Source organism: Pseudomonas sp. FW215-R2, assembly GCF_058789255.1.
Genome location: NZ_JBYTBO010000003.1, coordinates 218,195 through 231,433 on the forward strand (window position 1 = coordinate 218,195; position 13,239 = coordinate 231,433).

Sequence of the window (13,239 nt, forward strand, 5' to 3'; positions counted from 1 at the left end):
TCTGAACGGGATATTTAGGAGTCTTTCATGGCCGTCGCCCTGAGCACCCTGGTCGAAGAAGCCGACCGTTACCTCGGCAGTGCGAAAATTGCCGATTATTGCCCCAACGGCCTGCAGGTCGAGGGTCGCCCGCAAGTGATGCGCATCGTCAGCGGCGTCACGGCCAGCCAGGCGCTGCTCGATGCCGCCGTCGAAGCCGAGGCTGATCTGGTGCTGGTGCATCATGGTTACTTCTGGAAGGGCGAGAACCCGTGCGTCACCGGCATGAAGCAGCGGCGCCTGAAAACCTTGCTCAAACACGACATCAGTCTGCTGGCGTATCACCTGCCGCTGGATCTGCACCCGGACGTCGGCAACAACGTGCAACTGGCCCGGCAGCTCGACATTACCGTCGAAGGGCCGCTGGATCCGGACAACCTGAAGATCGTCGGCCTGGTCGGTTCGCTGGACGAACCGGTGACCGCCCGCGACTTCGCCCGTCGTGTACAGGAACGCATGGGCCGTGAGCCGTTGCTGGTCGAGGGCAGCGCGATGATCCGTCGGGTCGGCTGGTGCACCGGCGGCGGTCAGGGCTACATCGACAACGCCATCGCTGCCGGCGTCGATCTGTTCCTCAGCGGTGAAGCCTCCGAGCAGACGTTCCACAGCGCCCGGGAAAACGACATCAGCTTCATCGCCGCCGGCCACCACGCCACCGAACGCTACGGCGTGCAGGCGCTGGGCGACTATCTGGCGAAGCGGTTTGCCCTGGAACACATCTTCATCGACTGCCCGAATCCGATCTGACTTTTCCCTGAAAAGCACCCGAACGAGCGGGCATATTCATATGCCCTTTCGATCTAGTTGGCGTCCTGATTAGAAGGGGTCGCTGTGCTAGGATTCCCCGCTCGAACACGGCCCGCTGGCCGTTCATAAGAAAGCTTTCGTGAGTAGCCATGGTCGACAAACTGACGCATCTGAAACAGCTGGAGGCGGAAAGCATCCACATCATCCGCGAGGTGGCCGCCGAGTTCGACAACCCGGTGATGCTGTACTCCATCGGTAAAGACTCCGCCGTGATGCTGCATCTGGCACGCAAGGCGTTCTTCCCGGGCAAACTGCCGTTTCCGGTGATGCACGTCGACACGCAGTGGAAATTCCAGGAAATGTACAAGTTTCGCGACAAGATGGTCGAAGAGCTTGGCCTGGACCTGATCACCCACGTCAACCCGGATGGCGTTGCGCAGGGCATCAACCCGTTCACCCACGGCAGCGCCAAACACACCGACATCATGAAGACCGAGGGCCTGAAGCAGGCACTCGACAAGCATGGTTTCGACGCCGCCTTCGGCGGTGCCCGTCGCGATGAAGAGAAGTCCCGCGCCAAGGAGCGCGTCTACTCGTTCCGCGACAGCAAACACCGCTGGGACCCGAAGAACCAGCGTCCGGAGCTGTGGAACGTCTACAACGGCAAGGTCAACAAGGGCGAATCCATTCGTGTGTTCCCGCTGTCGAACTGGACCGAGCTGGACATCTGGCAGTACATCTATCTCGAAGGCATCCCGATCGTTCCGCTGTACTTCGCCGCCGAGCGCGAAGTGATCGAGAAGAATGGCACGCTGATCATGATCGATGACGAGCGCATCCTCGAACACCTGTCCGATGAGGACAAGGCGCGCATCGTCAAAAAGAAAGTGCGTTTCCGTACCCTTGGCTGCTACCCGTTGACGGGCGCGGTGGAGTCCGAGGCCGAAAGCCTGACGGACATCATTCAGGAAATGCTCCTGACGCGAACTTCCGAGCGCCAGGGCCGGGTCATCGACCACGATGGCGCAGGCTCGATGGAAGATAAAAAACGTCAGGGTTATTTCTAAGGGGTTGTCATGTCTCACCAGTCTGATTTGATCAGCGAGGACATCCTCGCCTACCTGGGCCAGCACGAACGTAAAGAGCTGCTGCGCTTTTTGACCTGCGGTAACGTCGACGACGGCAAGAGCACCCTGATCGGGCGCCTGCTGCACGACTCGAAGATGATCTACGAAGATCACCTCGAAGCCATCACCCGCGATTCGAAGAAAGTCGGCACCACCGGTGACGACATCGACCTGGCATTGCTGGTCGACGGCCTGCAGGCCGAGCGCGAGCAGGGCATCACCATCGATGTCGCGTACCGCTATTTCTCCACCGCCAAGCGCAAATTCATCATCGCCGACACCCCCGGCCATGAGCAGTACACCCGCAACATGGCCACCGGTGCATCCACCTGTGACCTGGCGATCATTCTGGTCGACGCCCGTTACGGCGTGCAGACCCAGACCCGTCGCCACAGCTTCATCGCATCCCTGCTGGGCATCAAGCACATCGTTGTCGCCATCAACAAGATGGACCTCAAAGGCTTCGATCAGGGCGTGTTCGAGTCGATCAAGGCCGACTACCTGAAGTTCGCCGAAGGCTTGAAGATGAAGCCGACGAGCATGCACTTCGTGCCGATGTCCGCTCTGAAGGGCGACAACGTGGTGAACAAGTCCGAGCGCTCGCCGTGGTATACCGGCCAGTCGTTGATGGAAATCCTCGAGACCGTGGAAGTGGCGGGCGACCGCAACTTCACCGATCTGCGTTTCCCGGTGCAGTACGTCAACCGTCCGAACCTGAACTTCCGCGGTTTCGCCGGCACCCTGGCCAGCGGCATCGTCAAGAAGGGCGACGAAGTCGTGGTCCTGCCGTCGGGCAAGAGCAGCCGCGTGAAATCCATCGTCACCTTCGAAGGTGAACTGGAACACGCAGGTCCTGGCCAGGCCGTGACGCTGACCATGGAAGACGAAATCGACATCTCCCGTGGCGACCTGCTGGTACACGCCGACAACGTACCGCCGGTGACCGACAGCTTCGAAGCGATGCTGGTGTGGATGGCTGAAGAGCCGATGCTGCCGGGCAAGAAATACGACATCAAGCGCGCCACCAGTTACGTGCCGGGCTCCATCGCCAGCATCGTCAACAAGGTCGACGTCAACACCCTCGAAGAAGGCCCGGCGAGCGCGTTGCAGCTCAACGAAATCGGCAAGGTCAGGATCGCGCTCGATGCGCCGATCGCCCTCGACGGTTACGACAGCAACCGCACCACCGGCGCGTTCATCATCATTGACCGTTTGACCAACGGCACCGTTGGCGCCGGCATGATCGTCGCGCAGCCGGTGACTCATGGCACGGCTACGCACCACGGCAAGCTGGCTCATGTAGCGACCGAAGAGCGCGCTCAGCGTTTCGGTCAACAACCGGCGACCGTGCTGTTCAGCGGCCTGTCCGGCGCGGGCAAGAGCACTTTGGCGTACGCGGTCGAGCGCAAACTGTTCGACCTCGGTCGTGCGGTGTTTGTGCTGGACGGCCAGAACCTGCGTCACGACCTCAACAAAGGTCTGCCGCAGGATCGCGCCGGTCGTACCGAGAACTGGCGTCGTGCCGCTCACGTGGCGCGTCAGTTCAACGAAGCGGGTCTGCTGACGCTTGCTGCGTTCGTGGCGCCGAGTGCTGAAGGTCGTGAACAAGCGAAAGATCTGATCGGCAAGGAGCGTTTGCTGACGGTCTATGTCCAGGCTTCGCCGACTGTTTGCGCAGAGCGTGATCCGCAAGGGTTGTACGCTGCGGGTGGCGATAATATTCCGGGTGAGTCTTTCCCGTATGACGTGCCGTTGGATGCTGATCTGGTGATCGATACTCAGTCGTTGTCGCTGGATGAAAGTGTGAAGCAGGTGTTGGATCTGTTGCGTAAGCGTGGCGCGATTTAAGCGTTAGCTGCTGATAAAAAGCCCGCCGGTGAGTGATTATCGGTGGGCTTTTTTTTGGCTTTTTTGGGGTGAATATCCGTTTTTGCGGGTGCTGCGGCTGGCGGTTTCGCCCTTACGGCGAGTCCCTTTTGCAAACGCCCAAAAGGAACCAAAACGCTGGGCCCCGGCGTTCGGCACCTCGCTTTGGCTCGGTGTTCCTTCGTTCCGGGATTCATCCGGGGGCATCGCCTACGGTTTGCTTCGCTGCACCTCCTCTCGATGTGTTTGGCTTCGCCAAACGGCGCTGCGCGCCCACCCCCGGATGAATCCCTCCACTCAGCCTTCCGATGGGGCCGGCACGTCAAAAGCCTTACTCGAGCTAACGCTCATCGTGTTGAGTGGTGGGAAGCGAGAAGCGAATTGCTTTCCTGTGGGAGCCAGCCTGACGGCCGGCCTGTTTCTGTCGGGGGCTCCCTCAGGGGGATCAGCGTTGGTTCGGATATTCGCGATGCATCTGCTCCAGCAGCGCATCCTTGTCTTGCCACAGCTGGTTGATCCAGCCCTGGAATTGCAGGCGGTATTCGCCGTCCTGGTCGTAGTTCTTGCCGATGAACTGCGCAGGGATTTTCAGTTCTTCAAAGTGCACCACTACATCCCGCACGTTGCCGCACAGCAGGTCCCAGAAGCCTGGACGCCCGCCCGGGTAGTGGATGGTCACGTTGACGATCGATTCCAGCTGTTCGCCCATTGCATCCAGCACGAACGCAATGCCGCCGGCCTTGGGTTTGAGCAGGTATTTGAACGGTGACTGTTGCTGCACGTGCTTGCCTTCGGTGAACCGTGTGCCTTCGACGAAGTTGAAGATGCCCACCGGGTTGTCGCGAAATTTCGCGCAGGTCTTGCGGGTGGTTTCCAGGTCTTTGCCTTTCTTTTCCGGGTGCTTTTCCAGGTACGCTTTCGAGTAGCGTTTCATGAACGGAAAGCCCAGCGTCCACCACGCCAGACCGATCACCGGCACCCAGATCAGTTCCTGCTTGAGGAAGAACTTCAGCGGCTGGATGCGTCGGTTGAGCACGTATTGCAGCACCAGGATGTCGACCCAGCTCTGGTGGTTACTGGTGATCAGGTACGAATGCTGGTAGTCCAGGCCTTGCAGGCCGCTGAGGTGCCAGCGGGTGCGGCGGACCAGATTCATCCAGCCTTTGTTGTTACTGATCCAGGCTTCGTGGGTGTGGCTCATCAGCCAGCGCGAGGCACGGCGTGCGAGGTCGAACGGCAGCACTTTGATCAGCGCCACGAGAAACAGGAACGAGCACAGCAGGATCGTGTTCAGCGCCAGCAGCAGCGCGGCGATCACGCCGCGCAGGGTGGCAGGGAGAAAAGCCAGCATCGGGTCAGATATCCAAGGGTCGGTTGGCAGCTTGAATCGCGGTCAGGGCGATGGTGTAGACGATGTCGTCGACCTGCGCGCCGCGCGGCAGGTCGTTCACCGGTTTGCGCAGGCCTTGCAGCATCGGGCCGAGGCTGACGCAATCGGCGCTGCGCTGCACGGCTTTGTGCGTGGTGTTGCCGGTGTTCAGGTCGGGGAACACGAATACCGTGGCGCGACCGGCCACCTGGCTGTTCGGCGCCAGTTGCCGGGCCACGGTTTCGTTGGCGGCGGCGTCGTACTGCAACGGCCCGTCGATCAGCAGCGAGTGCTGTTGTTCGTGGGCGAGCAGGGTGGCTTCGCGGACTTTCTCGACGTCCTCGCCAGTGGCCGATTCGCCGCTGGAGTAGCTGATCATCGCCACGCGCGGGGTGATGCCGAATGCGGCGGCCGAGTCGGCGCTTTGCAGGGCGATCTCGGCCAGTTCGCTGGCGCTCGGGTGCGGGTTCATCACGCAGTCGCCGTAGACCAGCACTTCTTCGGGGAACAGCATGAAGAACACCGACGACACCAGCGTGCAGCCCGGAGCCGTCTTGATCAGTTGCAAGGCCGGGCGGATGGTGTTGGCGGTGGTGTTGATGATGCCGGAGACCAGTCCGTCGACTTCATCCAGCGCCAGCATCATGGTGCCGATCACCACCGTGTCTTCGAGTTGCTGCTCGGCCATCGGCGCGTTGAGGCTTTTGCTCTTGCGCAGGGCGACCATCGGTTCGACGTAGCGCTCGCGGATCAGGTCCGGATCGAGAATTTCCAGCCCCGGCGGCAACACGATGCCCTGGGCCCGGGCCACGGCTTCGACGTCTGCCGGTTTGGCCAGCAACACACAGCGGGCAATCCCGCGTTCCTGACAGATCGCCGCCGCTTGCACGGTGAACGGCTCGCTGCCTTCGGGCAGCACGATGCGCTTGTTGGCGGCCTGTGCGCGTTGAATCAATTGATAGCGGAACACCGCCGGTGACAGGCGCATTTCTCGCGGCGTGCCGCAGCGCTGGTGCAGCCAGTTGGCATCCAGATGACTGGCGACGAAATCGGTGATGATCTCCGCGCGCTCGCGGTCGTCGACGGGGATTTCCTTGTTCAGGCCGTTGAGCAGGTTGGCGGTGTCGTAGGAACCAGTGCTCACCGACAACACCGGCAAGCCAGCCTGCAACGCGCCACGGCACAGGTCCATGATGCGCGGGTCCGGCAGGGTGTCGCTGGTCAGCAGCAGGCCGGCCAGCGGTACGCCGTTGATGGCGGCGAGGCTGACGGCGAGGATGATGTCGTCGCGATCGCCGGGGGTCACTACCAATACGCCGGGCTTGAGCAGGTCCACGGTGTTGCGCATGGTGCGTGCACAAATGATGGTCTTGGTCATGCGCCGGGTTTCGTAGTCGCCGGCGTTGAGCACCTGGGCGCCCATCAGGTCGGCGACGTCGCGGGTGCGCGGGGCATTGAGTTCGGGCTGGAACGGAATGCAGCCGAGCAGGCGGAAATCACCACTGCGCAGCAACGGCGAATGCTCTTTCAGACGCGCGGCGAAGGCGTCCATGCTTTCGTCGGTCTTGACCTTGTTGAGGATCACGCCGAGGACTTTCGGGTCTTTCGGGCCGCCGAACAGTTGCGCCTGCAACTCGACGCGGCCGGAGAGTTCGGTCAGCACTTCGTTTTCCGGCGCCGAAACCAGAATCACCTCGGCGTCCAGGCTCTTGGCCAGGTGCAGGTTGACCCGTGCGGCATAGCTGGCGCTGCGGGTCGGCACCATGCCTTCGACGACCAGCACGTCTTTGCCGATGGCCGCCTGCTGGTAGAGAGCGATGATTTCTTCAAGCAGCTCGTCGAGCTGACCGTCGCCGAGCATCCGCTCGACGTGGGCCAGGCCCAGTGGCTGCGGCGGCTTCAGGCCGTGGGTGCGGGCCACCAGCTCGGTGGAGCGCTCAGGGCCGGTGTCGCCCGGATGCGGCTGGGCAATCGGTTTGAAAAAGCCGACTTTCAGCCCGGCCCGTTCCAGCGTACGCACCAGCCCGAGGCTGATGGAGGTCAGACCCACACCAAAATCGGTGGGTGCGATAAAAAAAGTTTGCATGCGGATTCTCTAAGGGTGCATGGCAAGGGCGTCGGCCTATGGCTGGCCTTCCACCGGTTTTTCAGGCGTCAAGGTTAGCGCTAACCGAGTCTTGAGCGCACCAACCGCAAGCAAAGGGTTGGCCTATTTTTTCAATACGTTGCGTTGCGTCCAGCACCCATGCCCGTGACTGCCACGGCGGCTGGTGACGCAGGTGCTGGGTATGGCCGCAGGAAAGTTCGGCCACCCAGTGACCGTCCTCGTCCTGATGGAAGCCTGTGATCGTCGAATCCCGTTTGTCAGGGTTGTGTTCGCTTTCGAGCGATTGCTTCGCTAAACTTGGCCTTTCTATATTCTTATGCAAAAGGTCTCGCCCCATGCTGATCGCCGCCAATAAGGCTGTCTCCATCGACTATACCCTGACCAACGACGCTGGTGAGGTCATCGACAGCTCCGCCGGCGGCGCTCCGCTGGTTTACCTGCATGGCGCAGGCAACATCATCCCGGGCCTGGAAAAAGCCCTGGAAGGTAAAACCGTTGGTGACGACCTGCAAGTTGCAGTCGAGCCGGAAGATGCCTACGGCGAATACGCTGCCGAACTGGTCAGCACCCTGAGCCGCAGCATGTTCGAAGGCGTTGACGAGCTGGAAGTCGGCATGCAGTTCCACGCTTCGGCGCCGGACGGCCAGATGCAGATCGTCACCATTCGTGACCTGGACGGCGACGACGTCACCGTCGACGGCAACCACCCGCTGGCCGGTCAGCGCCTGAACTTCAAAGTGAAGGTCGTTGCCATCCGTGACGCCAGCCAGGAAGAAATCGCTCATGGTCACGTCCATGGCGAAGGTGGCCATCACCACTGATTTTCTGCGCTAAGCTCAGAGAACTGGAGAGGCGCCCGAGGGCGCCTTTTTAGTCCGCGGCTGTCCTTGGTGGCCTCGCCAAGTGGCTGTTTCGAGTAGAAAACGGGAATCTGGAGTTCGTCATGAGTGCTTTTCACGACCTTAAGTTGACAGCCCTGGATGGTCAGGAGCTACCGCTGGCACCCTTCAAGGGCCAAGTCGTGCTGGTGGTCAACGTCGCCTCCAAATGCGGCTTGACCCCACAGTACGCGGCGCTGGAAAACCTCTATCAGCAATACAAAGGCAAAGGCTTCAGTGTGCTGGGCCTGCCGTGCAACCAGTTTGCCGGTCAGGAACCGGGCAGCGAGCAGGAGATTCAGGAATTCTGCAGCCTCAACTATGGCGTGAGTTTTCCGTTGTCGAAAAAGCTCGAAGTCAACGGTCACGATCGCCATCAGCTGTACCGCCTGCTGGCGGGCGAGGGTGCCGAATTTCCCGGTGACATCACCTGGAATTTCGAGAAATTCCTGCTCGGCAAGGATGGTCGTGTACTGGCCCGCTTCTCGCCGCGCACGGCGCCGGATGATCCTTCGGTGATTACGGCGATTGAAAAAGCCCTGAGCTGAAACGCGAAAATCGCAGCCATCGAGCTGCGATTTTTTTTTGCCTGTCTTTTGACCCTTAATCATTCAGATCAATAATGCTTTCGGCTGGTTGAAACTCCGCATATTATCGCTGTCATATTAATCACCTGCCCGTCGATGACCTTTTCGTGGAGCCTCCCATGCCTGTTCAAGCCTTGTTCAAACCGTTCCAGCTCGGTGCCCTCGAACTGCCGACCCGTGTGGTCATGGCGCCGATGACCCGTTCGTTTTCTCCGGGTGGCGTACCCAATTCCAAAGTGATCGAGTACTACCGTCGTCGTGCGGCGGCCGGTGTCGGCCTGATCATCACCGAGGGCACCACCGTCGGCCACCAAGCCTCCAACGGTTACCCGAATGTGCCGCAGTTCTTCGGCGAAGCGGCACTGGCCGGCTGGAAGAAAGTTGTCGACGCGGTGCACGCCGAGGGCGGCAAGATCGTCCCGCAACTGTGGCACGTCGGCAGCGTTCGTCGCATCGGTACCGAGCCGGATGCCAGCGTGCCGGGCTACGGCCCGACGGAGAAACTCAAGGACGGTCAGGTCGTGGTGCACGGCATGACCAAGCAGGATATCCAGGACGTGATCGCAGCCTTCGCCCAGGCCGCCAAAGATGCCCAGAGCATCGGCATGGACGGCGTGGAAATCCACGGCGCCCACGGTTACCTGATCGACCAGTTCTTCTGGGAAGGCAGCAACCAGCGCACCGACGAATACGGCGGTAGCCTGGCCAACCGTTCGCGTTTCGCCATCGAGCTGATCCAGGCCGTGCGCGCTGCGGTAGGTGAAGGCTTCCCGATCATCTTCCGTTTCTCGCAATGGAAGCAGCAGGACTACACCGCACGTCTGGTGCAAACCCCGGAGGCGCTGGGCGAGTTCCTCAAGCCGTTGTCCGACGCTGGCGTGGACATTTTCCACTGCTCGACGCGTCGTTTCTGGGAACCGGAATTCGACGGTTCCGAACTGAACCTGGCCGGCTGGACGCGCAAACTGACCGGCAAACCGACCATCACTGTCGGCAGTGTCGGCCTGGATGGCGAGTTCCTGCAGTTCATGGTCAACACCGACAAGGTCGCACAACCGGCCAGTCTGGAAAAACTGCTGGAGCGTCTGAACAATGACGAGTTCGATCTGGTGGCGGTAGGTCGCGCGCTGCTGGTGGACCCGGACTGGGCGCAGAAAGTGCGCGAAGGCCGCGAGCAGGACATTCTGCCGTTCAGCCGTGAGGCGTTGATGACGCTGGTTTGATTGCAGTGGGGGGCTTGTCGCGCAGGTCGCGGCAAGCTCCCTGCAAATGGTTTTCAAACTGCTCGATGATGGCCGCCCAGCCTTGGCGACTGGCATGCTGGCGGGCGTTCAATCTGACGCAACGCAAGGTTTCATCCTCTTCCAGCAGCCACTGCGCTGCATCGCAAAACGCCTCTTCATCCCCCGGCATCGCCAACACGCCGTTGTAGCCGTGGCGAATATGCTGCGCAGCCGCTGCCTGATCGTAGGCCACCACGCCAAGACCCGAGGCCAGCGCCTCCAGCACGACGTTGCCGAACGTCTCGGTCATGCTCGGAAACAGGAACAGATCGCCAGACGCATAGTGCGCTGCCAGCGCTTCGCCGCGTTGTGAGCCGCAGAAAATCGCCCCGGGCAATTCTTTTTCCAGGGCCACCCGCTGCGGTCCGTCCCCGACGATGATCAGCTTCAGATTGCGCTGTGGATAAGCACTGGCGAGCTTGTCGAAGCAGCGCTTGAGCAGGCCGAGATTCTTTTCTGGCGCCAGGCGTCCTACGTGAATCACCGCGATGTCCTGCTCGCTCAGTCCCCATTGCTCACGCAGGGCGTTCAGGCGTTTGGTTGGGTGGAACAACTGACTGTCGACCCCTCGGGACAGCAGTGCGAGACGATCGAAATGTCGTCGTTCCAGTTCCAGACGCTGGCTGACGCTCGGCACCAGGGTCAGCGCCGACCGATTGTGGAACCAGCGCAGATAGTGGGTCAGCAATCGCGTCAGCAGGCCGAGGCCGTACTGGTTGGTGTACTGCTGGAAATTGGTGTGGAAGCCGCTGACCACGGCGATGCCCAGGCGGCGCGCGGCTCGCAGTGCCGACAACCCGAGCGGGCCTTCGGTGGCGATGTACAACACATCCGGGCGTTGGCGTGTCCAGCGGCGCAGCAACTTGTGCATCGACGACTGACCCCACTGCAACCCCGGATAACCCGGCAGCGGCCAGCCTCGGCACAACAGCAGCGCATCGTCTTCACTGCGCTGCGGATCGTCACCCTGACGTGGCCGCACCAGTTCCACCCGATGCCCGCGCGCGCGCAAACCGTCGCACAAGCGGCCAAGGGTATTGGCCACCCCGTTGATTTCCGGTGGGAAGGTTTCGCTGATCAGAGTGATGTGTAGAGCTGTCGTCATGGCCTCAGTGTCGGCTGAGGCCATGTCGTGGTTGTGACGTTCGGATGATGGATTTGTGAACGCGACTTCAGCGTTGCGTCACGAGGTTTTCGGCACCGCGCTCGCGCACCCAGAACAACGTAGCCCCGGCCACCGCCGCCGGCATCATCAGGATGTTGACCACTGGAATCAGCAACGCCAGGTAAACGATCCCGCCAAAGCTCATGCTCTGCCAGCGCTTCTGCCGCAGCCAGGCCAGCATCTCGTTCCAGCCCAGCTTGTGGTTGTCCGCCGGGTAGTCGATGTACTGGATCGCCATCATCCACACGCCGAACAGCAGCCACAGCGGTGCGGCGACGATGTTTACCACCGGGATGAACGAGAGGATGAACAGGCCGATGGCGCGCGGCAGGAAGTAGCCCAGTTTGCGCATTTCACGGGCGAGGGTGCGCGGGATCATGGCGATCAGTTCGCCCCAGCTGAAGGCCGGGAAGTCGTCGGTGCCGCGCACCACGACTTCGACTTTTTCTGCGAGAAAACCATTGAACGGCGCCGCGATCACGTTGGCCAGCATGGTGAAGGTGAAAAACACCATCAATGCCACCAGCACCACGAACAGCGGCCACAGGATGTAGCTCAGAAAGCTCAGCCAGTCGGGGAGCGACGGCATCAGGGTATCGACCCACAGGCTGAACTGGTGGCCGGCGAAATAGATCAATCCGACGAACAGCACCAGGTTGATGGCCAGCGGCAGCAGCACAAAAAGGCGCAGGCCAGGGCTCAAGACCAGTTTGAGGCCTTCACGCAGGTATTGCGGGCCAGACATGACAGGGGCGGGCATAAGGTGCTCCGAGCAAGGGAAATCGCGCCGACCTTACCGACTTTGCATAACCTGTGAAAGCGCGGCAGCGGGATCGACATTCACTGTAACAAAGACGTCCATCTCGTCAGTGTGTCGGCATAGAGACCACCTATGAGCTGGATTGTTAAACCGTATTTCCTTAATCTTGCCCCCCTCGATACGCTGCACCCAACTTTTTACAGGACTGTCGAGCTCATGCCTTCCCCAAGGTTATCCACAGTCCTTTTTTATTCTCGCCGGCAGTCCGGCGTCCGCGCCTGATGTATTGGCCGGTCAACAGGAGACAGGTTCATGTCTGAAGTCCGTCATTCGCGAGTGATCATCCTCGGTTCCGGCCCTGCCGGTTACAGCGCTGCTGTCTACGCTGCCCGTGCCAACCTCAAGCCGCTGCTGATCACCGGCATGCAGGCCGGCGGTCAACTGACCACCACCACCGAAGTCGACAACTGGCCGGGCGACGTCCACGGTCTGACCGGTCCGGTGCTGATGGAGCGTATGCGTGAGCACGCCGAGCGTTTTGAAACCGAGATCGTGTTCGATCACATCAACGCGGTGGACTTCGCTTCCAAACCGTACAGCCTGACTGGCGACAGCGGCACCTACACCTGCGACGCCCTGATCATCGCCACCGGCGCCAGCGCTCGTTACCTGGGCCTGCCGTCGGAAGAAGCGTTCATGGGCAAAGGCGTTTCGGCCTGCGCGACCTGCGACGGTTTCTTCTATCGCAACAAACCGGTTGCCGTGGTCGGTGGCGGCAACACCGCTGTCGAAGAAGCCCTGTACCTGGCCAACATCGCCAGCAAGGTCACCCTGATCCACCGTCGCGAAACCTTCCGCGCCGAGAAGATCCTGATCGACAAGCTCAACGCCCGTGTGGCCGAAGGCAAGATCGAGCTGAAACTGAACGCGACCCTGGACGAAGTGCTGGGCGACAACATGGGCGTGACCGGTGCACGTCTGAAGAACAACGACGGCAGCTTCGACGAAATCAAGGTCGACGGCGTGTTCATCGCGATCGGCCACACCCCGAACACCTCGCTGTTCGAAGGTCAGCTGGAATTGAAAGACGGCTACCTGGTGGTTCAGGGCGGCCGTGAAGGCAACGCCACTGCGACCAGCGTCGAAGGCATCTTTGCTGCCGGCGACGTGGCCGACCACGTTTACCGTCAGGCCATCACCTCGGCCGGCGCCGGCTGCATGGCGGCACTGGACACCGAGCGTTACCTGGACGATCTGCAGAACGCTTCGTTCTAAGATCGCAGGTACAAAAAAAACCGGCCAATTGGCCGG

At 60.9% G+C, this 13,239-nt stretch carries 12 protein-coding genes; 7 read left to right on the plus strand and 5 right to left on the minus strand.

The window, feature by feature from the left end:
- Positions 1–27: 27 nt before the first annotated feature.
- The 3 genes from AC3WRD_RS05910 (at position 28) to cysN (ending at position 3,761) form a co-directional block, all read left to right on the plus strand.
- Positions 28–786 (plus strand): Nif3-like dinuclear metal center hexameric protein, encoded by a 759-nt coding sequence (locus AC3WRD_RS05910; RefSeq protein WP_102619445.1) that lies wholly within the window; start codon positions 28–30, stop codon positions 784–786.
- A gap of 149 nt (positions 787–935) precedes the next feature.
- Complete coding sequence (cysD, locus tag AC3WRD_RS05915) at positions 936–1,853, plus strand: sulfate adenylyltransferase subunit CysD (protein ID WP_096818994.1); 918 nt, start codon at positions 936–938, stop codon at positions 1,851–1,853.
- Positions 1,854–1,862: 9 nt separating this feature from the next.
- Positions 1,863–3,761, plus strand: a complete 1,899-nt coding sequence (gene cysN, locus AC3WRD_RS05920; protein ID WP_096818996.1) for a sulfate adenylyltransferase subunit CysN — start codon at positions 1,863–1,865, stop codon at positions 3,759–3,761.
- A gap of 463 nt (positions 3,762–4,224) precedes the next feature.
- On the opposite strand, the gene yihG is transcribed toward cysN, so the two are convergent.
- From yihG to AC3WRD_RS05935, 3 genes are all read right to left on the minus strand, one after another.
- Complete coding sequence (gene yihG, locus AC3WRD_RS05925; protein ID WP_102619446.1) at positions 4,225–5,130, minus strand: 1-acylglycerol-3-phosphate O-acyltransferase, YihG family; 906 nt, start codon at positions 5,128–5,130, stop codon at positions 4,225–4,227.
- A 4-nt stretch (positions 5,131–5,134) separates the two neighbouring features.
- Positions 5,135–7,234, minus strand: a complete 2,100-nt coding sequence (pta, locus tag AC3WRD_RS05930) for a phosphate acetyltransferase (protein WP_096819000.1) — start codon at positions 7,232–7,234, stop codon at positions 5,135–5,137.
- Between the two features lie 61 nt (positions 7,235–7,295).
- Positions 7,296–7,622 (minus strand): DUF3565 domain-containing protein, encoded by a 327-nt coding sequence (locus tag AC3WRD_RS05935; RefSeq protein ID WP_102619447.1) that lies wholly within the window; start codon positions 7,620–7,622, stop codon positions 7,296–7,298.
- Here AC3WRD_RS05935 and AC3WRD_RS05940 point away from each other — a divergent pair.
- The 3 genes from AC3WRD_RS05940 (at position 7,591) to AC3WRD_RS05950 (ending at position 9,943) form a co-directional block, all read left to right on the plus strand.
- The gene (locus tag AC3WRD_RS05940; RefSeq protein WP_096819004.1) at positions 7,591–8,076 is read left to right on the plus strand and encodes an FKBP-type peptidyl-prolyl cis-trans isomerase; all 486 of its coding nucleotides are present in this window, start codon (positions 7,591–7,593) and stop codon (positions 8,074–8,076) included. The genes AC3WRD_RS05935 and AC3WRD_RS05940 overlap by 32 nt on opposite strands.
- A gap of 122 nt (positions 8,077–8,198) precedes the next feature.
- Positions 8,199–8,681: a glutathione peroxidase gene (locus AC3WRD_RS05945; protein ID WP_007959082.1), complete on the plus strand. Its 483-nt coding sequence runs from the start codon at positions 8,199–8,201 to the stop codon at positions 8,679–8,681.
- Between the two features lie 158 nt (positions 8,682–8,839).
- Positions 8,840–9,943, plus strand: a complete 1,104-nt coding sequence (locus AC3WRD_RS05950) for an NADH:flavin oxidoreductase (protein WP_085711765.1) — start codon at positions 8,840–8,842, stop codon at positions 9,941–9,943.
- On the opposite strand, the gene AC3WRD_RS05955 is transcribed toward AC3WRD_RS05950, so the two are convergent.
- On the minus strand, positions 9,912–11,132 hold the full coding sequence (locus AC3WRD_RS05955) for a glycosyltransferase family 4 protein (protein WP_102619448.1): 1,221 nt from the start codon (positions 11,130–11,132) through the stop codon (positions 9,912–9,914). The two genes, AC3WRD_RS05950 and AC3WRD_RS05955, sit on opposite strands and share 32 nt — an antisense overlap.
- A 43-nt stretch (positions 11,133–11,175) precedes the next feature.
- On the minus strand, positions 11,176–11,928 hold the full coding sequence (cysZ, locus tag AC3WRD_RS05960; RefSeq protein ID WP_102619449.1) for a sulfate transporter CysZ: 753 nt from the start codon (positions 11,926–11,928) through the stop codon (positions 11,176–11,178).
- A 312-nt stretch (positions 11,929–12,240) separates the two neighbouring features.
- Between cysZ and trxB the strand changes: the two genes are divergently transcribed.
- Positions 12,241–13,203, plus strand: coding sequence for a thioredoxin-disulfide reductase (trxB, locus tag AC3WRD_RS05965; protein WP_085711762.1), 963 nt, complete (start codon positions 12,241–12,243; stop codon positions 13,201–13,203).
- Positions 13,204–13,239 lie beyond the last annotated feature (36 nt).

Coding starts and splice junctions, on each gene's coding strand:
- AC3WRD_RS05910 (WP_102619445.1), top strand. CDS start 28: ATGGCCGTCGCCCTGAGCACCCTGGTCGAAGAAGCCGACCGTTACCTC.
- AC3WRD_RS05940 (WP_096819004.1), top strand. CDS start 7,591: ATGCTGATCGCCGCCAATAAGGCTGTCTCCATCGACTATACCCTGACC.
- AC3WRD_RS05955 (WP_102619448.1), bottom strand. CDS start 11,132: ATGGCCTCAGCCGACACTGAGGCCATGACGACAGCTCTACACATCACT.
- cysN (WP_096818996.1), top strand. CDS start 1,863: ATGTCTCACCAGTCTGATTTGATCAGCGAGGACATCCTCGCCTACCTG.
- cysZ (WP_102619449.1), bottom strand. CDS start 11,928: ATGCCCGCCCCTGTCATGTCTGGCCCGCAATACCTGCGTGAAGGCCTC.
- yihG (WP_102619446.1), bottom strand. CDS start 5,130: ATGCTGGCTTTTCTCCCTGCCACCCTGCGCGGCGTGATCGCCGCGCTG.
- trxB (WP_085711762.1), top strand. CDS start 12,241: ATGTCTGAAGTCCGTCATTCGCGAGTGATCATCCTCGGTTCCGGCCCT.
- pta (WP_096819000.1), bottom strand. CDS start 7,234: ATGCAAACTTTTTTTATCGCACCCACCGATTTTGGTGTGGGTCTGACC.
- AC3WRD_RS05945 (WP_007959082.1), top strand. CDS start 8,199: ATGAGTGCTTTTCACGACCTTAAGTTGACAGCCCTGGATGGTCAGGAG.
- AC3WRD_RS05950 (WP_085711765.1), top strand. CDS start 8,840: ATGCCTGTTCAAGCCTTGTTCAAACCGTTCCAGCTCGGTGCCCTCGAA.
- AC3WRD_RS05935 (WP_102619447.1), bottom strand. CDS start 7,622: ATGGAGACAGCCTTATTGGCGGCGATCAGCATGGGGCGAGACCTTTTG.
- cysD (WP_096818994.1), top strand. CDS start 936: ATGGTCGACAAACTGACGCATCTGAAACAGCTGGAGGCGGAAAGCATC.